Source organism: Arthrobacter sp. Soil_C_60 (assembly GCF_057656375.1).
This window is the reverse complement of sequence record NZ_JBDGKM010000005.1, coordinates 244,997-263,384: the sequence shown is the minus strand read 5'-3', so window position 1 is coordinate 263,384 and position 18,388 is coordinate 244,997. Positions and strand designations below refer to the sequence as shown.

Annotated in this window: 17 protein-coding genes and 1 pseudogene; 13 read left to right on the top strand and 5 right to left on the bottom strand. The window is 66.0% G+C overall.

All coding sequences use genetic code 11. The annotated features are described in order from the left end of the window. The 3 genes and pseudogenes from AC3A4M_RS13345 to AC3A4M_RS13335 form a co-directional block, all read left to right on the top strand. A pseudogene (locus AC3A4M_RS13345) lies at positions 1–543 on the top strand (aldehyde dehydrogenase (NADP(+))); the annotation flags it as partial. A 3-nt stretch (positions 544–546) separates the two neighbouring features. Beyond that, the gene (locus tag AC3A4M_RS13340) at positions 547–1,878 is read left to right on the top strand and encodes an enolase C-terminal domain-like protein (RefSeq protein ID WP_498736186.1); all 1,332 of its coding nucleotides are present in this window, start codon (positions 547–549) and stop codon (positions 1,876–1,878) included. Positions 1,879–1,971: 93 nt separating this feature from the next. After that, positions 1,972–2,892: an AEC family transporter gene (locus AC3A4M_RS13335; RefSeq protein ID WP_498736199.1), complete on the top strand. Its 921-nt coding sequence runs from the start codon at positions 1,972–1,974 to the stop codon at positions 2,890–2,892. 16 nt (positions 2,893–2,908) lie between these two features. Here the strand turns inward: AC3A4M_RS13335 and AC3A4M_RS13330 are convergent, their stop codons facing one another. The 3 genes from AC3A4M_RS13330 to AC3A4M_RS13320 all read right to left on the bottom strand — a co-directional run bounded on the left by AC3A4M_RS13330 (position 2,909) and on the right by AC3A4M_RS13320 (position 4,740). Next, entirely contained in the window at positions 2,909–3,745 is an 837-nt protein-coding gene (locus AC3A4M_RS13330) for a DNA/RNA non-specific endonuclease (protein ID WP_498736185.1), read from the bottom strand. Between the two features lie 90 nt (positions 3,746–3,835). After that, on the bottom strand, positions 3,836–4,039 hold the full coding sequence (locus AC3A4M_RS13325; RefSeq protein ID WP_498729668.1) for a hypothetical protein: 204 nt from the start codon (positions 4,037–4,039) through the stop codon (positions 3,836–3,838). A 137-nt stretch (positions 4,040–4,176) separates the two neighbouring features. Then, positions 4,177–4,740, bottom strand: a complete 564-nt coding sequence (locus AC3A4M_RS13320; protein ID WP_498736184.1) for a hypothetical protein — start codon at positions 4,738–4,740, stop codon at positions 4,177–4,179. A 625-nt stretch (positions 4,741–5,365) separates the two neighbouring features. On the opposite strand from AC3A4M_RS13320, the gene AC3A4M_RS13315 reads away from it, so the two are divergent. From AC3A4M_RS13315 to AC3A4M_RS13300, 4 genes are all read left to right on the top strand, one after another. Beyond that, positions 5,366–6,868, top strand: coding sequence for a xanthine dehydrogenase small subunit (locus tag AC3A4M_RS13315; RefSeq protein WP_498736183.1), 1,503 nt, complete (start codon positions 5,366–5,368; stop codon positions 6,866–6,868). Beyond that, entirely contained in the window at positions 6,865–9,270 is a 2,406-nt protein-coding gene (gene xdhB / locus AC3A4M_RS13310) for a xanthine dehydrogenase molybdopterin binding subunit (protein ID WP_498736182.1), read from the top strand. The genes AC3A4M_RS13315 and xdhB overlap by 4 nt, the downstream gene beginning before the upstream one ends. Position 9,271: 1 nt before the next feature. Then, positions 9,272–10,078, top strand: a complete 807-nt coding sequence (gene xdhC, locus AC3A4M_RS13305; protein ID WP_498736181.1) for a xanthine dehydrogenase accessory protein XdhC — start codon at positions 9,272–9,274, stop codon at positions 10,076–10,078. A gap of 167 nt (positions 10,079–10,245) precedes the next feature. After that, positions 10,246–10,692, top strand: coding sequence for a VOC family protein (locus tag AC3A4M_RS13300; RefSeq protein WP_498736180.1), 447 nt, complete (start codon positions 10,246–10,248; stop codon positions 10,690–10,692). Between the two features lie 12 nt (positions 10,693–10,704). Here the strand turns inward: AC3A4M_RS13300 and AC3A4M_RS13295 are convergent, their stop codons facing one another. Beyond that, positions 10,705–11,127, bottom strand: coding sequence for an arsenate-mycothiol transferase ArsC (locus AC3A4M_RS13295; protein WP_498729675.1), 423 nt, complete (start codon positions 11,125–11,127; stop codon positions 10,705–10,707). A gap of 201 nt (positions 11,128–11,328) precedes the next feature. Here AC3A4M_RS13295 and AC3A4M_RS13290 point away from each other — a divergent pair, with 201 nt between their 5' ends. Continuing rightward, positions 11,329–11,763, top strand: a complete 435-nt coding sequence (locus tag AC3A4M_RS13290; RefSeq protein ID WP_498729676.1) for an arsenate reductase ArsC — start codon at positions 11,329–11,331, stop codon at positions 11,761–11,763. Positions 11,764–11,795: 32 nt separating this feature from the next. Continuing rightward, a complete protein-coding gene (gene trxB / locus AC3A4M_RS13285; RefSeq protein WP_498736179.1) occupies positions 11,796–12,770 on the top strand; it encodes a thioredoxin-disulfide reductase in 975 nt (324 codons plus the stop codon). Between the two features lie 47 nt (positions 12,771–12,817). Here trxB and AC3A4M_RS13280 read toward each other — a convergent pair whose 3' ends face one another. Continuing rightward, positions 12,818–13,357 (bottom strand): TetR/AcrR family transcriptional regulator, encoded by a 540-nt coding sequence (locus tag AC3A4M_RS13280; RefSeq protein ID WP_498736178.1) that lies wholly within the window; start codon positions 13,355–13,357, stop codon positions 12,818–12,820. An 88-nt stretch (positions 13,358–13,445) separates the two neighbouring features. On the opposite strand from AC3A4M_RS13280, the gene AC3A4M_RS13275 reads away from it, so the two are divergent. The 4 genes from AC3A4M_RS13275 (at position 13,446) to AC3A4M_RS13260 (ending at position 18,383) form a co-directional block, all read left to right on the top strand. Then, positions 13,446–14,948: an MFS transporter gene (locus tag AC3A4M_RS13275; RefSeq protein ID WP_498736177.1), complete on the top strand. Its 1,503-nt coding sequence runs from the start codon at positions 13,446–13,448 to the stop codon at positions 14,946–14,948. Between the two features lie 252 nt (positions 14,949–15,200). Further along, positions 15,201–15,566 (top strand): metal-sensitive transcriptional regulator, encoded by a 366-nt coding sequence (locus AC3A4M_RS13270; RefSeq protein WP_498736176.1) that lies wholly within the window; start codon positions 15,201–15,203, stop codon positions 15,564–15,566. Between the two features lie 33 nt (positions 15,567–15,599). Further along, entirely contained in the window at positions 15,600–15,827 is a 228-nt protein-coding gene (locus AC3A4M_RS13265) for a heavy-metal-associated domain-containing protein (RefSeq protein WP_498736175.1), read from the top strand. 135 nt (positions 15,828–15,962) lie between these two features. After that, the gene (locus tag AC3A4M_RS13260) at positions 15,963–18,383 is read left to right on the top strand and encodes a heavy metal translocating P-type ATPase (RefSeq protein WP_498736198.1); all 2,421 of its coding nucleotides are present in this window, start codon (positions 15,963–15,965) and stop codon (positions 18,381–18,383) included. Positions 18,384–18,388: the final 5 nt, after the last annotated feature.

Here is an 18,388-nt window from a genome sequence, read left to right as displayed (position 1 = left end):
AAGGAACTGGCAGCGGCCGACGGCGTGGAGCAGGTCGCCGAGGGCACTCCGGGCGCCACCGAGAACGCCCCGGCACCACGGCTGTTCAGCACCACTGCGGAGAACTTCGCGGCCTCCCCGCGGCTGCAGGAGGAAGTCTTCGGCGCGGCCGGGCTCTTCGTGCGCTACTCGGACGCGGCCGAGCTCGCCACCGCCACCGAGAACCTCCAGGGGCAGCTCACCGCGACCGTCCATTACGCACCGGGCGACGAGGCAGCGGCCCGCGAGCTGCTCCCCGTACTGGAGCGCAGGGTGGGCCGAATCCTCTTCAACGGCTGGCCCACCGGCGTCGAAGTTGGACACGCCATGGTCCACGGCGGGCCGTTCCCGGCAACGTCCGACTCACGGTCCACATCCGTGGGCAGCCTGGCCATCCACCGCTTCCAGCGCCCGGTCAGCTACCAGAACGTTCCGGCCGAACTCCTGCCGGAACCGCTGCAGGACAACAACCCGTGGAAACTGAACCGCCGCCTCGACGGCAGCGTAGAAACCCCGAAGGACTAGCGCATGGCAAGCAACACCCCCACGATCGTCTCGGTCGAAGCCGTCCCGGTTGCCGGCCACGACAGCATGCTGCTGAACCTCAGCGGTGCCCACGGCCCGTTCTTCACGCGGAACATCGCCATCATCACCGACAGCAACGGCAATACCGGCTTAGGTGAAGTGCCCGGCGGCGAAGCCATCCGCAGCACGATCGAGGAAGCCAGCAGCATCCTCGTCGGCCAGCCGATCTCGCTGTACCGGCAGCTCCTGCGCAAGGTCTCCGTCGCTTTCGCCGACCGGGATGCGGGTGGACGCGGCGCCCAGACCTTCGATCTGAGGACCACCATCCACGCCGTCACCGCATTGGAATCCGGGCTGCTGGACCTGATGGGTCAGCACCTGGGCGTGCCGGTGGCCGAGCTCCTCGGCGAAGGCCAGCAGCGGGACAAGGTCCAGATGCTTGGCTACCTGTTCTACGTTGCGGACCGCAAGAAGACCGACCTGCCGTATCTGGCCGAGGACAACCCTGCCGACGATTGGGAACGGCTGCGCCGCGAGGAGGCCATGACGCCGGAGGCGATTGTTGCCCTGGCCGAAGCCGCCCAGCAGCGCTACGGGTTCCAGGACTTCAAACTCAAGGGCGGCGTACTCTCGGGCAAGGAAGAGGTCGCCGCGGTGACCGCGCTGGCCAAGCGTTTCCCGGAAGCCCGGATCACGCTTGATCCCAACGGCGGCTGGCTGCTGCAGGAAGCCATCGAGCTCTGCAGCGGGCTGGGCAACGTCCTGGCTTACGCCGAGGATCCGTGTGGCCCGGAGGGCACGTACTCCGGCCGCGAAACCATGGCGGAGTTCCGGCGGGCCACCGGCCTGCCGACGGCCACCAACATGATTGCCACGGACTGGCGGCAGATGGCCCACGCCATCCGGACGAACGCCGTCGATATTCCGCTGGCGGACCCGCATTTCTGGACCATGCAGGGCTCGGTCCGGGTGGCGCAGCTGTGCAACGACTTCGGCCTCACCTGGGGTTCGCACTCGAACAACCACTTCGACATTTCGCTGGCCATGTTTACCCAAGTTGGCGCCGCCGCACCGGGCAAGATCACTGCGTTGGACACGCACTGGATCTGGCAGGACGGCCAGGGGCTGACCACGGACCCGCTGCAGATCAAGGGCGGCTACATCGAGGTTCCGGCGCGTCCGGGCCTCGGCGTCGAGCTGGACCGGCAGGCGCTTGAGGCCGCGCACCAGGTCTACCTCGAACACGGGCTTGGCGCCCGGGACGACGCCGCCGCCATGCAGTACCTGGTGCCTGGCTGGGAGTTCAATCCGAAGCGGCCGGCACTGGTGCGGTAGGCAAGCTGGTCCACTAGTAAAGTCGAAGGGTCCGGCCCCGCTGTCCCAGGCGGCGGGGCCGGACCCTTTTTGCCTGAAATACGGAGGTATGTGTTGGTCGGCGTCCTGATTGGTTTCGCCATAGTCGGCGCCGTCATTGTGGTTGGCTACATTGCCGCCCGCTTCCAGATCGGCGGCCCGCACGCCGGACAGGCGCTGACCCAGACCGCCTTCTTCATTACCAACCCGGCGCTGCTGTTTACCGTGCTCGCCCAGGCGGATCTGGAGGCGGTCTTCTCCGCCTACGTGCCGATTGCCCTGATCACCGCGCTGGCGACGGCGGGGCTTTATGTGCTGCTGAGCCGGATCTGGTTCCGCCGTCCTGCCGCCGAAACCGCGGTGGGAGCCATGGCCAGCTCGTACGTCAACGCGAACAACATCGGCATTCCGATCGCCCTCTACGCTTTGGGGAACGCGACGCCGGTGGCACCGGTGCTGCTGATCCAGCTGCTGTTGCTGGCGCCGGCATACCTGACCATCCTGGACCTCTCCTCCGGGCGCAAGCCGTCGCTGAAAAACATCGTGACGCAGCCGTTCCGCAATCCGATGATCATCGCATCGTTTCTGGGCGTGGCCGTGGCTTGGACCGGCGTCGAACTTCCCGAAGTGGTCTGGGAGCCGCTGATGCTGCTGGGCGGTGCGGCCGTTCCGCTGGTGCTGATGGCTTTCGGCATGTCGCTGCGCGGCAGCCGCCCGCTGAAGGTGAGCGAGGGCCGCACCGAGGTCATCGTCGCCACGGCCCTCAAATCAGCCGTGATGCCGCTGCTCACGTACCTGGTGGCCACGTTCCTGTTCCGGCTGGATGCGGAACTCGTCTTCGGGGCGGTCATCATGGCGGCCCTGCCTTCGGCGCAGAACGTCTTCCTCTTCGCCAGCCGCTACGGCCGCGGCATCACCGTGGCACGCGACGTAGTGCTGCTGTCCTCGGCGCTGGCGGTGCCGGCCCTCATCATCGCAGCCTGGCTGCTGGCCTAGCGCCCCGGACCGTCCGCTATTCGGCCCCGGGCTTCAACCGCATCTGCTCCGGCTTTTCCAACAGGAGCCACCGCGGGCGTCCATCACGCTCATGCCCCCGAGGGGTGAACCGGTCGGCTGCAACAAGCTGCTCCAGCCCGATTCCGGTAAGGGACTGGACGTCCTGCACGGGAACCTGGAAGGTCCGGTACGGCCCGAGCGGCGGAATCTCGCCCGCTGCCGTGGCGGCCGTGGTCTGCCGTTCCAGTTCGAGCTCGTCCAGCAAGGGAGACTGGTCCAGGATGTAGGCCGTGCTCGCAATTCCTTCGGCTGCACGCCAGGCTGCTACTTTCCAGAACAGCAGTGGGATCGAAAAACCCCGGTACTGCGGATCCGCACTGTCGAAGACCGGACCGGTAAAGACACTGAGCCGGGTGTCGTAATTGTCCGCGTGGTCCAAGAGGTAGTCCTCCAGCCCCAGCCACAGCTCCTTGGACTGGTTGAAGGTATTCACTTGCGGTGCCGCATTCGTATAGAAAAAGGTCTCGGTGTTGGCCTTGGCAGCCTCGGCCCGGCTGCCCCACACCGGGTCCAGCCGCCGCACCAGGTGCCCGCGGTCCAGGTCGTTTCCGCGGTACAGCTCTTCACCGGCCTGCAGCTCCGCGGCCAGCCTGGGATCCAGCCGCCAGTGGTCTTCCCGTGGCAAGTCCTGGAGCTGGTCGCCGTCGATGTTCACTGCGGCCAGCTCGGCGAGCCGTTGCTGCGTGTTGAGGCAGATCGTGAAATGCGTGTAGTCCAGCACCTTCACTGCGGTTGCGGGACGGGGAAGTTCAACGGTGGTCAGCAGAAAGTCCGCGCTGTAGCCCTGGGTCATAGTTCCATCCTGCGGCACCCGCATGAACGGCAGGAAGCGCCAACCGGAAATCCGGTTGACGCTTCCGCGACCGTCAGTTTTTTTGCGGTCCTAGTCGACGAATTCGGACTGCGTCTCAATAAAGTCCCAGTCCTTCGGCGCTAGCGTTGTGTCCTTCAGATCCGGGCCGCCGGCGTCATAAACCTCGAGGGCGACATCCGACTCAATGCTCTCGGCCCGCAGGTTCTGCCGGAACCACTGTTTGGTTGCCGTGTGCAGCTCCGGCCACCACTGTTCAATGCTCTTCTCAGTCATGTCAAGCCCTCCGTTGTCGTCTGGTTCCACCGTAAGTGCGGACAGCGGCGGGTACAAGGTCATCCAGGGAACGAGCTACTGAAGGATGTAGCTGGGTCGACGGACCCAGCTACATCTTGCAAGATATGCGCCAGCAGTTAGCGCAACCAGCGCAGGGACGGGGACGAGGTCAGGGCTGACCACTGGCGGCCCAGGCCAAACGTGTTGCCGGCGTGTGTTGCGGCCAGGACGACCATTGCAGCCGCGTAGACGATGTGCTCGTCGATGACCGGATTGGACTTAAGCGGCAGCGACGACAGCCACATCAGGATCATGAGGGCGGTGCCGCCGACAGCGGCTGCGCGGAGCGCGATGCCAAGAACCAGCGCCGCACCAACGGCCAGCAGCCCAAGCATGAAGGCCCAGTCCACAACCGGCGCGCCAGCCAGCGACTGGAACAGTCCGGCGAACGAACCTTCCACGCTGCCTAAGTAGCCGGCGGTGGGTGAACCGCCCGCGATCCAGGCCTTCTCGGGTGCTGTGGCGAAACCGAGGCCGAAGGTCTTGTCGAAGAAGGCCCAAAGAAAGACCGACCCCAGCAGGATCCGCAGTATCGCCAGCGGGCGGGCACGCCGTGGGAGTGCCGTCTGGCGCATCTCTATGGAGTCCGCAGCGGGAGCCGACGCTGTCATCGTGGGAGGTGTTTCCTGCATGGTTGACATGGGTGTTTTCTCCTGGGGAGTGGGGAAAAGTGGTCTGTGGGGCGGGGCTTGTCATATCTGACCGGCGCGCACTGTCCTACGCGTTTGCGCACTGTCCTGCGCATTGCCGGGAGCCCCCTACCAGCCGCAGATCCCGGCTCAGTGCCGGTCGATCCTGCCAGGAGAAGTCAGGGCGACTCCTTCTCGGGCTGGTTAGTTTGGTACCGTACCGTCAGGAATTTCCATTAGGCAAATCTTCTGTGACGTATTTTTGCGCCAGCCCTGCGCAATTGAGTGATGCGCGCCATCTTGATGTGCGGCCGGCAACATTCCTGCTTAAACGAAATACTCCGCGCTATTGAACGGCCGCCCGGGTCGCGGTCCCGGACTACAAATACAACCGACTTCCTATGATCAACATCACATAATGAATGAGCCTCCTCTATCGGCTTTTTTGCAGATGCACGACGGCGGAAGGGTCGCTCGGCGGCCCCCTGGGTGCAACCCAACGAGTCGGCGACGATAACAACGGAACAGCAGGTCCCGCCGTCGTTCTTGGATTTACACCTACGCGTGGCGCAGTATGGTGTGAGTCACAGGATGATTCTCAAGGCACGTCTCGCGAGGGCGCTGAGGAGATTGAGGCATGGGCGATAGCCAGATAACGGTCAACGGTCAACTGCACGATTGCGACGGGGCCGGTCCGCATACCCGGTTGCTCGACTGGTTAAGAACAGAGGGCCTGACCGGGGCGAAGGAAGGCTGCGCCGAAGGTGAGTGCGGTGCGTGCGCCGTCCTCGTGGCCCGCCCGGACGGTGCCGACCGAAGCCGCTGGACCTCAATCAACGCGTGCCTGCCTCCTGCCTTGGCGTTCGACGGACAGGAAATCGTGACCGCAGAGGGCCTCGGTACCGCACCGGGGCCCTGCGCCGAGGAGTCACTGCACCCCGTTCAGCGCGAGATGGCGGACCGCGGCGGAGCGCAGTGCGGCTACTGCACACCGGGGTTCATCTGCTCCATGGCTGCCGAGTACTACCGCCCGGAGCGGAAGACGGCCGATTCCGGTGCGGCGCAGACCGGGACTGCGGTGGCCGGCGAGGAACATGCGACCGACCATGAAAGCGGGCCCAACGGCTTTGACCTGCACGCCCTGAGCGGCAATCTGTGCCGCTGCACCGGCTACCGGCCGATCCGCGATGCGGCGTACTCGCTCGGCTCCCCCGATGGATCCGACCCGCTGCTTGTCCGGCAGGGTGGACCTGCCCCTGCCGCTCGACCTACCGAGAAAATTGTCGACGGCGCCCGCTTCGTCCGGCCTGCGGGCATGGAGGAGCTGTTCAACCTGCTCGAACAGAATCCGGAGGCCAAGCTGGTCGCCGGCGCCACCGACCTCGGGGTGGAGGTGAACCTTCGGCACACGCGGCCGCCGCTGACCATTGCCATCGACCGACTGGAGCCGCTGCGGACGCTGGAAGCAGGCAGCGACCGGATCAGCATCGGGGCGGCGCTGAGCCTCACCGAGATCGAACGCGGGCTCGCGGAGCGTGTGCCGCTGTTGAGCCAGCTCTTCCCCCAGTTCGCCTCTCCGCTGATCCGCAATACGGCAAGCCTGGGCGGCAACCTCGCGACGGGATCGCCGATCGGTGATTCGGCGCCGGCGCTGCTGGCGCTGGACGCGTCGGTCGTGCTGGCCTCCACAGGCGGTGAGCGGGAAGTCGCGCTGGCTGACTACTTCACCGGGTACCGCCAGAGCGTTAGGAAACCCGGCGAGCTCCTGCGCGAGGTGCGGATCCCGCTGCCGCTGGCGGAAAACACCGCCTTTTACAAGATCGCCAAGCGCCGTTTTGACGACATTTCGAGTGTCGCCGTCGCTTTCGCCATGCAGCTCGACGGCGGCACCGTATCCTCCATCCGGATAGGCATCGGCGGCGTTGCGGCCACGCCGATCCGTGCAACCATAACCGAGCAGTCGCTGGTCGGTCAGCCGTGGACAGCTGAAACGGCCGAGACTGCTGCCGCCGTCATGTCCGCCGAAGGCACGCCGATCGACGATTTGAGGGCGAGCGCCCGCTATCGCTCGGCGATGCTCGGCCAGGCGATGCTCAAGTTTTATGCGGAAGCAGCATCCGCTGTGGAGGTAGCCCGATGAAATCCCTTGCCGACCGCCCGGTCAACCCCGTAGTCGGCGTGACGGTGCCGCACGAATCCGCCGCACTGCACGTCACGGGAACCGCGCTGTACACCGACGACCTCATCGTTGGCCGCCAGAATGTGCTGCATGCCTGGCCAGTCCAGGCACCGCATGCCCACGCCGTCGTGACGTCCTTGCGGACCGAACCCGCGCTGCAGGTCCCGGGAGTAGTCCGGGTGCTGACCGGCGCGGACGTGCCCGGCGTCAACGACGCCGGCACCAAGCATGACGAGCCGCTGTTCCCCACCGAGGTCATGTACTACGGCCATGCCGTCTGCTGGGTGCTGGGCGAAACGCTCGAGGCCGCGCGGCTGGGCGCCGAGGCAGTTGATGTCAGCTACGACCCCCTCCCCGCGTTGTTGACGCTCACGGAAGCCATCGAGGCGGAGAGCTTCCAGGGCCTCCAGCCGACCCTCAGCAGGGGCGACGCCGATGCCGCCCTGGAGGGAGCAGCCCACCGGTTTTCCGGCGAGATCGAGTACGGCGGCCAGGAGCACTTTTACCTGGAGACCCACGCATCGTTCGCGTACCTCGATGAGGGCGGACAGATCTTCGTCCACAGCAGCACCCAGCATCCCTCGGAGACGCAGGAAATCGTGGCGCATGTGCTGGGCCGGCACAACCACGATGTCACCGTCCAGTGCCTGCGCATGGGCGGCGGTTTCGGCGGCAAGGAAATGCAGCCCCACGGCTTCGGCGCGGTCGCGGCACTTGGCGCCGTTCTCACCGGCCGGCCGGTGCGGCTGCGCCTTAACCGCACCCAGGACATCACGATGACGGGCAAGCGCCATCCGTTCCATGCCAGGTGGGAGGCCGGTTTCGACCAGGATGGCCGAATCCAGGCGCTGAAGGCCACGCTGACGAGCGACGGCGGGTGGAGTCTTGATCTCTCCGAGCCGGTCCTGACCCGCGCGCTGTGCCACGTGGACAATTCCTACTGGATCCCCAACGTGCACGTTGACGGCCGGATCGCGAAGACCAACAAGACTTCCCAGACTGCGTTCCGCGGATTCGGCGGCCCCCAGGGCATGTTCCTCATCGAGGAGGTCCTGGGCAGGGCCGCTCCGGTGCTGGGCCTCGACCCGGGCGAGCTGCGGCAGCGCAACCTCTACGTTCCAGGGCAGACCACGCCGTACGGCCAGCCGGTGCGCCACGCCGAGCGGTTGCATGCCATCTGGCAGACCCTGCTGGACTGTGCCGACGTCGTGCGCCGGCGGGAAGATATCGACGCCTTCAACGCTGCGCACCCGCACAACCGGCGCGCCCTCGCCATCACTCCGGTGAAGTTCGGCATCTCGTTCAACCTCACGGCCTTCAACCAGGCGGGCGCTCTGGTGCACGTATATAAGGACGGCTCGGTCCTGATCAACCACGGCGGCACGGAAATGGGCCAGGGTCTGCACACCAAGATGCGCCAGGTCGCTGCCACCGCCTTGGGAGTTCCGCTGGATTTCATCCGCCTGGCGCCCACCCGCACGGACAAGGTGCCGAATACGTCGGCGACGGCGGCCAGCTCGGGAGCGGATCTGAACGGCGGGGCCATCAAGGACGCCTGCGAGCAAATCAGCGCCCGGCTGGCAGAGGTGGCGGCCCGCAAGATGAATATCCACCCCGACGACGTCCGGTTCGCCAACGGCAAAGTGACCGGCATCGGCTTCCACGACCGGGATATCGCCTTCACCGATCTGGCGAACGACGCCTACTTCCAGCGGATCCCGCTCTGGGCTGCCGGCTACTACCGCACCTCGGGACTGCACTGGGACAGCGCCCGTATGCAAGGCGAGCCGTTCAAGTATTTCGCCTACGGCGCGGCCGTTTCCGAGGTGGAGGTGGACGGGTTCACCGGCGCGTACCGCCAGCTGCGGACGGACATTGTCCACGACGTCGGCGACAGCCTCTCGCCGCTCATCGACCTTGGCCAGATCGAGGGCGGCTTCGTCCAGGGTGCCGGGTGGCTGACGCTTGAGGAACTGCGCTGGGACGAGTCCGACGGCGAGCACCGGGGCCGCCTGGCGACGCAGTCGGCCAGCACCTACAAGCTGCCCAGCTTCTCGGAGATGCCCGAGGAGTTCAACGTCCATCTCTTCGAGCAGGCCACCGAAAGCGGCGTCGTCTACGGCTCCAAGGCGGTGGGGGAACCGCCACTCATGCTCGCCTTTAGCGTCAGGGAGGCCCTGCGCCAGGCGGTAGCTGCCTTCGGAGCCGGCGATCGGCCGGTCGAATTGGCCAGCCCGGCCACCCCCGAGGCGGTCTTCTGGGCGATCCAGGCAGCGCGGGAGACAAGCGCAAAGGCGTACGACGGCGGGGCCCGGGCCGGGGACGAATCCTCACCTTCCTCTGTTAGTACCGCAGTAGGCTGAGATGGACTGGCTGCAGGCGCTGCAGGATCTGCGCTCGGCTGGCCTGCCCAGCGTCCTGGCTACGGTCACCGAGGCGCGGGGCCATGCCCCGCGGGAGGCGGGAGCGAAGATGGTGGTCGGCGTCGAGTCCACCTGGGGCAGCATCGGAGGCGGCAACCTGGAGGCAACGGTCATCGACCGGGCCCGCGCGCTGCTCCGGTCAGGAAGTACGGTACCCGAGAGCCTGCCGTTCCCGCTCAATGAACATGCCGCCACCGAGCACGGGCAGCAGTGCTGTGGAGGAGTAGTCAGTGTTCTCCTTGAGCCATTTCCCGCACGTGCCACCGTTGCCATCTTCGGCATGGGGCACGTGGGCCACGAGCTGGCCCGGATCCTTTCCCGCCTGCCCATCCAATTGCACCTTGTGGACAGCCGGGCCGACCAGCTTGATCCCGCGCGCCTCGCCGACCTCCTGGCGGGGCCGGCCGAAGTCCACCTCCAGCGCAGCCCCGTTCCGGATTCCACTGTGGCAGGGCTCCCGCCGGGCTCGCATGTGTTCATCATGACCCACGATCATGCCGAAGACTTCCTGTTGTGCGACGCTGCGCTGCGCCGCGCCGACCTCGGTTCGGTGGGCCTCATTGGCTCCTCAGCCAAGTGGTCCAGGTTCCGCCAGAAGCTGCAGTCCGAGGGGCATGACGCCGCCGCCATCGACACCATCAGTTGTCCGATCGGGCTTCCCGGCCTCCCCGGCAAAGAACCGGCCGCCATCGCCGTTAGCGCCGCGGCCAGCCTGCTTCCGGCCCTGTCGAAGCACCTGGCCGTCTGACAGCTCGCGGTTCTGTCCGTTTCCCCCGTCTACACCGGTGAACATGTCCGGGGCCGGGACTATGGACCAAGGTGTCCGGCTCATTTAGGGTGAACACTGTGCGCTTTGCGACGCAATCAGCTCCACAAGTTCCTCAACTTATTCAATCCACTTGATAAGGATCTGCCATGGACCGCATGATTTTCGCCAACCTCCCCGTCTCCGACCTGCAGAAGGCCACGGACTTCTACGTCGGCCTGGGCTTCACCCTGAACCCGGACTTCAGTTCGGACGAGGGCTCCTGCATCGTCATCTCCGACACCATCTTTGTCATGCTCCTGAAGCAGGACTTCTTCGCAGGCTTCCTGGCCGAGGGCAGTACCCCGCATCTGGGCTCCAACGCGAAAGAAATCCTGAACTGCCTCACCGCCTCCTCCACCGAGGAGGTCGACGACCTGGTGGCCAAGGCGCAGGCCAGCGGCGGCAGCGTCTACCTGCCGGCCAAGGAAAGCATGCCCGGCATGTACGGCGCCTCCATCGCCGACCCCGACGGCCATGTTTGGGAACTGCTCTGGATGTCCCAGGAGGCCGTGGCCGAACACGAGCATCAGGACGCCGGGGCCGCGCAGGCCTGATTGCCGAGATCGTTACTCGCCGACGAGCTCTTCGTAGAGCCGGTGCACGCGGGCGTCGATCTCGTCGCGGACCAGGCGCATCCGTTCCATGCCGTGGATGTCGCGCAGGCTCGGTTCGCCGATTTCCCAGCGCTCGTAGCGCGTGCCCGGCACCTCTTCCAGCTGCGCATTGGTGCCCAGAATAACGACGACGTCGGCCGCCCGCTGCGCTTCTTCGGTCACCGCCGTAGGCGTGCCGCCGCTGATGTCGATGCCCTTTTCGAGCAGCGCCTCGGCCGATTCGTGGTTGACCGCAGTCCCGGGCTTGGTGCCGCACGAGTGCACGTCCACCGTGCCGTTGGCGAGTTTTTCCATCAGGCCGGCGGCCATCGGGGACTTGCCGCTGTTCGATGAGCAGACGAAGAGGACGCTGGGCTTACCTGGCTGAGGGTTCATGGGGTCGCTTTCTGCTGGCGGATTCCGAAGAGGGCGTGAAGTCCATTATGCGCAGATCGGCTGCCGGGAGGGTCTTCGCACCGGCCGGGAAGGCGAAGGCTCTTGATAGTAGCCGCGGTTCTTGTTGCACTGGTCTATACAGCCCGCGCCGGAACGTTTCTTCACCCCAGAGGCACCGCCGGCAGAAGCAAAGGACCCGACATGACCGAGACCAACAGCCACAAGCCCACCGTCCTCTTCGTCTGCGTCCACAACGCGGGCCGCTCGCAAATGGCCGCCGCCTACCTGGAGCACCTGTCCAGGGGCGCGATCGATGTCCGGTCCGCCGGTTCCCGGCCGGCAAAAGAGGTCAATCCGGCCGTGGTGGAAGCCATGGCCGAGGACGGAATCGACATTTCCGGCCGCACTACCAAGCAGCTCACCACGGAGCAACTCCACGACGCCAACATGGTCATCACCTTGGGCGGCGGCGTCGATGTCCCAGTCATCCCCGGCCGGAAGTACGAGGACTGGGAGCTCACGGACCCCGCGGGCAAGGACGTTGGCGCCGCCCGCGTCCTGCGCGACGATATCAAGGCACGCGTCCAGAGCTTGGTCTCCGGCCTGCTCCCCGCGCTGCACCCGGACGCCAGCTAGCCCGCGGCGACGGCACCAGAAGGAGAAACATCATGAGCGAGAAGATCATCATTATCGGCTCCGGCCCCGCGGGCTACACCGCGGCGATCTACGCCGCGCGGGCCGGGCTGGAACCTCGTGTGATCGCCGGCGCCGTCACCGCGGGCGGCGCCCTGATGAACACCACCGATGTGGAGAACTTCCCGGGCTTTCCCGAGGGCATCCAGGGCCCGGAGCTGATGGAGAACCTGCAGCAGCAGGCCGCTAGATTCGGCGCCACCATTGAGTACGACGACGTCTCTTCCGTCTCGCTCGAAGGCCACCTTAAAGAAGTGGTCACCACCGGCGAGAACGTCTACCAGGCACCTGCCGTCATCCTGGCCACCGGCTCCGCTTACAAGGAACTCGGTCTGCCGGAGGAAAAGAAGTTCTCCGGCCACGGGGTGTCCTGGTGCGCCACCTGCGACGGGTTCTTCTTCCGAAACCAGGACATCGTCGTTGTCGGCGGCGGGGATTCGGCGATGGAGGAAGCGCTTTTCCTGACGCGGTTCGGGAAGTCCGTCACCGTGGTCGTACGTAGGGACGCGCTGCGGGCGTCGAAGATCATGGCGCAGCGGGCGCGGGACAACGAGAAGATCCGCTTCGCATGGAACAGCACCGTTTCCGCCATCCACGGCGACGGCAAGGTCTCCGGCGTGACGCTGACGGATAGGGTTACCGGGGTCACGCGCGAGCTGGCCGCCACGGGAATCTTCGTGGCGATCGGGCACCTGCCGCGGACCGAACTGGTCAAGGGCCAGATCGACCTGGATGCGGAGGGCTATATCAAGGTGGATTCCCCCACCACCGTGACCAGCCAGCGGGGCGTCTTCGCGTGCGGCGACGCCGTGGACCACCGGTACCGGCAGGCCATCACGGCCGCGGGTACCGGCTGCGCAGCCGCGCTCGACGCCGAACGCTACCTCGCCGCGCTGGAAGATTCGGACAGCATTGCCACCGCGCTGGTGGAAGAGGAAACCCATGCCTGACGCTCACGTGCCGAGCTGACCCCGGCCGGCAGGTAGGTCGCGCAGCCTCAGATGCGTTCCACGAGGGCGTCCACCTGCTCCAGCAGCGCTTCCAGCTCTGCTTCGCTAACTTTGGCGGGCTCGCCGGCCGCCGCGAAAAAGGTAGCGCTGTAATAGAGCCCGTCCCCCATCAGCTTGATGGCCTGTGCGACTGGCCGGCTGCCGAGGGCCTTTTCCAGCGCATCCAGCCAAAGCCCCTCGATATGCGCAAAGGTCCGGGCGGCCGCGGGATGCCCCTGCTGCACCAGGCGGGCCACGGCGACGATGGCTCGGTCCAGCGGCGAGTCCACGTATAAAGAGGTGCGGACGTAGTAGCGGGCCGCTCCTTCCGGCGCCTTGCCGATCTTCTCCGCATCTTCCGCCGTCAGCGCCGCTAGCCGTTCGCAGAGCCCTTCCACCATGGCCTCCTTGGAGGGGAAGTGGTAGAGCAGCCCACCCTTGGACACCCCTGCCGCCGCCGCAACGGCATCCATGGTCGCCGCCCGTTCGCCCTCCTTGATGAGGATGTCTTCAAAGCTGTCGAGGATCCGGTCTTTTGCGCTGGCCATCCATCCATCCTAGCTTTCGATCGACTTGCCGCTAAACCGTCCAGCCGGTACAGTTAATGTATCCCCGCAATTTTCCAGGAGGTGCACTATGCTCACCATCACCCAACGTGCCGGCCGCAAAGAATGGACCGCCCTGGCAGCGCTCATGCTGCCGGTGCTGTTGGTCGCCGTCGACAATACGGTGCTGAGCTTTGCCCTGCCTGCCATCTCGCTGGAGTTCAACACCAGCGGGACCACCCTGCTTTGGATCATCGACATCTATCCGCTGGTACTGGCTGGCCTGCTGGTCGCCATGGGGAGCCTGGGCGACCGGTTCGGCCGCAGGCGAATGCTCATCACGGGCGCCGTGGGCTTTGCCGTCTTCTCGGCGCTGGCGGCCTTCGCGCCCAGCGCCGAGGTGCTGGTGGCCGCGCGTGCCGGCTTGGGCGTCTTCGGCGCCATGCTGATGCCGGCCACGCTTTCCTTGATCCGCAACATCTTCACTGACCGCGGGCAGCGCCGTCTGGCCATCGCGGTCTGGGCCGCCGGCTTCTCCGCCGGTGCCGCGCTGGGCCCGATACTGGGCGGACTGCTGCTCGAGCACTTCTGGTGGGGCTCCGTGTTCCTGCTGGCCGTGCCGGTGCTGGTGCTGATGCTCATCCTGACCCCGCTCTTTGTGCCGGAGTCCAAGGATCCGGCACCGGGCGCCGTCGATATTTGGAGCATTTTCCTCTCCATCGCGACGATGCTGCCGGTGGTCTACGCCATCAAGAACCTCGCCAACGGCGGCAACCTCATGGCCACCCTGGGCATTGCCGCACTCGGACTGACTGCCGGCTGGCTGTTCACCCGGCGTCAGCTTCGCCGCGACCAGCCGATGCTGGACGTACGGCTTTTCACGGTCCGGCCCTTCACCGGTGCGGTGCTGGTCAACCTGCTGGCGGTGTTCTCGCTGGTCGGCTTCCTGTACTTCGTGTCGCAGCACCTCCAGCTGGTCCTCGGGCTGAGCCCGCTGGATGCCGGGCTGGTGCTGCTGCCCGGCCTGGCGATCACCATCACTGCCGGCCTGCTGGTGGTGCCGCTGGTGCGCCGGATCCGACCGCACCTGGTGGTTTCCGTCGCCCTGCTGCTCTCTGCCACGGCCTACTGGATGGTGGCCGCAACCCCCGGCGCTTCGGCCGGAAACCTCATGCTGGCCTTTGCCGTACTTGGGGCGGGAGTGGGAGCTTCGGAGACGCTCTCCAACGACCTGATCCTCTCCAGCGTCCCGGCGGCCAAGGCCGGTGCGGCGTCGGCGGTTTCCGAAACGGCCTACGAAGTGGGCTCGGTCTTCGGCACCGCGGTACTGGGCAGCATCCTGGTGGCGGCCTACCGGCAGAACATCGACCTGCCCGCGAACCTCACGGCGTCGCAACAGGAAATCGCGAGCGAAACATTGGGCGGCGCAATCAACACTGCTGCCGAACTTCCCGGCAGAACGGCGGACCCGCTCCTGGAGTCGGCTTTCCACGCCTTCGACAGCGGTGTCACAGTCACGGCCGGAATCGCCTCCGTACTGATGGTTGCCGCGGCCTGGCTGGCCTTCCGCACCTTGCGCGACGCCCAGTCCTGAGTCCGGGGCCGTCCAGTCCTGAATTCCGGACCAAGTAACCCAGGGCTGCATTCCGCCCACGAGATCGTCCCTTACCTGCCCGGCACCCGGGGGTAAGGGACGATCTCGCGCTTAAGGGACGATCTCGCCGCGACGTGGCCCGGCAGCGAGGCATCGGGATGAACCCCCTAGCAACTGAGGCGTCGGCCACATGCCCTTGATTGATACCCCCAAGGGGTATAGATTGGACGTAGTAACCACGGAAGGAACGCCATGAGCCACACAGAACTTCCCGCGGCCGCGGCATCGGTCCTTGAGGGTGCCCTCGCAGACGACGAGCACATCGGACACGCCTACACCACTGACAAGGCGGCCTACTTACGGCGGCTCAAGCGGATCGAGGGTCAGGTCCGGGGCATCGCCCGCATGGTGGACGAGGACAAATACTGTATCGACATCCTCACGCAGGTGTCCGCGGTCAACAAGGCGCTGCACGCCGTCAGCATCGGCCTGCTCGAGGACCACATCGCGCACTGCGTCGTCGGTGCCGCGAAGGATTCCGAAGCCGCCGGGGACCCGACGATCGTGCAGGACAAGGTCAAGGAAGCCTCGGACGCCATCGGCCGGCTGCTGCGCTAGCCCAGCCAAAATCAATTCCAAACAGGAGGAACCATGAGCACCATCACCAAAGTCAGCATTGACGGCATGACCTGCGGCCACTGCATCGACGCAGTCACCGAAGAACTCAAGGCCATCAACGGCGTGCAGGACGTGGCCATCGAGCTGAACAAGGGCGGCATTTCCACCGCCACCGTCAACTCCACCGGCGCCCTGGATCCGGAACAGATCGGCGAAGCCGTAGCCGAAGCAGGTTATCTGGTCGTCGCAGCAGACGCGTAAGAGTACGACGGCGGGCCCAGCGTCATGCGAACGTCCCGCCTTTGAGAATCGAAGGGGAAGAAGGCAATCATGGCCCAGAATACGGGTGCCCGGATTACTAGCAGTAACCAGGCCGGCCTTGCCGGAATCAGCGGTATGGAGGTGACTCCGACCCGACTGGTCGAGCTGGAGATCGAAGGCATGACGTGCGCGTCCTGCGTCAACCGCGTGGAGCGCAAACTGGGCAAGCTCGAAGGTGTCCAAGCCAGCGTCAACCTCCCCCTCGAATCGGCGCAGGTCACCGTGCCCGACAACGTGACGGACCAGCAGCTGCTCGACACGGTCAAGGCCACCGGCTACCGCGCCCGCATCAAGGCTTCATCCCACCATGCCTCGCACCGAGAGGCAGCGGTTCCGCCGTCGATCCTGCGCTCAAACAATGACTCCGCTCGTTCCTCGCTGCGCCATAACTCGCGCCTGCCGGATTCGACGGCCTCCACCGCTCTGCATGAGGACCATGACGAGCACGCCGAGCACGAGGACCACATGGCCCACGGCGGCACGGCGTCGCAGCTGCGGCCCCGGCTGTGGGCCGCCACCATCCTGACCCTCCCGATCTTCGCCATCTCGATGATCCCGGGCGCGCAGTTCCCGCACTGGGGGTGGGTTGTCTTCGCATTGTCCATCCCCGTGGTCCTCTGGTCGGCCTGGCCCTTCCACCGCGCCGCGGCGATCAACGCGCGGCATCTTGCCTCGACCATGGACACGCTGGTGTCGATCGGCGTCCTCGCAGCATTCTTCTTCTCCGCGTGGCAGCTGCTGATGGACCCGATGATGACGGAGCACATCCACGGCAGCATGGCCGACCACGCGCTCTACTTCGAGACCGCCGCCGTCGTCACGACCTTCCTGCTCCTCGGCCGCTATCTCGAAGCCAATGCCAAGCAGAAGGCAGGCAACGCGCTCAAGTCCCTGCTGGATCTCGGGGCCAAGGAAGCCACCGTGCTGCGTGACGGCGCCGAGGTGAAGGTATCCGCGGACCAGCTGGTTCCCGGTGACCTCATCATGGTCCGCCCCGGCGAAAAGATCGCCACCGACGGCTACGTGGTCGAGGGGCATTCCGCCGTCGATACGTCGCTGATCACCGGCGAATCCGTCCCGGTTGAAGTGGACGTGGACGACACTGTCACCGGCGCCACCATCAACACTTCCGGCCGCCTGCTGGTCCGGGCGACCCGCGTCGGCTCTGACACCACCTTGGCGCAGATGGGCCGGCTGGTCAGCCAGGCCCAGGCAGGCAAAGCGCCCATCGCCCGGCTGGCAGACCGCATCAGCTCGGTCTTCGTCCCCATCGTGATCGCCATCGCCGTCGTTACTTTTGTGCTGTGGCTGGTCCTCACCGGCGATCTGGAGTCCGCCTTCACCGCCGCCGTGACGGTCCTCGTCATTGCCTGCCCCTGCGCACTGGGCCTGGCCACTCCGACCGCGCTGCTCACCGGCACCGGCCGGGGCGCGCAACTGGGCATCCTGATCAAGGGCCCGCAGATCCTTGAGGACACCCGGCACGTGGACACCATTCTGCTGGACAAGACGGGCACGGTGACCACAGGCAAGCAGGCGGTTTCCGGCGTCGTCGCCCTTGGCTCACACACCGAAGACGAGGTGCTGGCGCTGGCCGGCGCGGTCGAGTCCGGCTCCGAGCACCCGATCGCCCACGCGATCGTCGACGCCGCCAAGGAGCGCCTCACCTCGGCCGCTTCCCGCACCGGCGGGACAGCCGCAGGCGCGTCGTTGCGGCCCGGCTTGCCGACTCTGGCGGATTTCCACAGTGCGGCCGGCGGCGGTGTGCGCGGCATCGTGACAAATAACGACGGCGGACGACGCACCGTGGTCGCGGGCCGCACCGGCTGGCTGGAAGAGAACGGCATCAACCTCACGCCGCAGGACCGCGGCATACTGCTGGAACAGCAGGAGTCCGGCGCGACCGCCATCTGGGTGGCCGTGGACGGCGAACTTGCCGGCATCGTCAGTCTCAAGGACACCATCAAGGACAGCTCGGCCGCGGCGATTGCCCGCCTCAAGGAACTGGGTCTCCGCCCGATCCTGCTGACCGGAGACAACGGCGCGGTCGCCGCCCAGGTTGCCGCCGCCGTCGGAATTGCCGCCGAAGACGTCTTCGCCGGGGTCCTCCCCGAGGGCAAGGTCGAGGCCGTGCAGAAGCTGCAGGAAGCCGGTAAAACCGTGGCGATGGTCGGCGACGGCGTCAACGATGCTGCAGCGTTGGCCCAGGCCGACCTCGGGATCGCCATGGGCGCCGGGACGGACGTTGCCATCGAGGCCGCGGACATCACGGTGATGGGCAGCGATCTGGGCCAGGTGGTGCAGTCCATCGAGCTGAGCCGCAAGACCTTGAGCACCATCAAGAGCAACCTGTTCTGGGCCTTCGCCTACAACACCCTCGGCATCCCGGTGGCGGCGTTCGGCCTGCTGAACCCGATGATCGCCGGCGCTGCGATGGCCGCGAGCTCGGTCCTGGTGGTGGCGAACTCCCTGCGGCTGCGGGCCTTCGCCCGGTAGGCCGG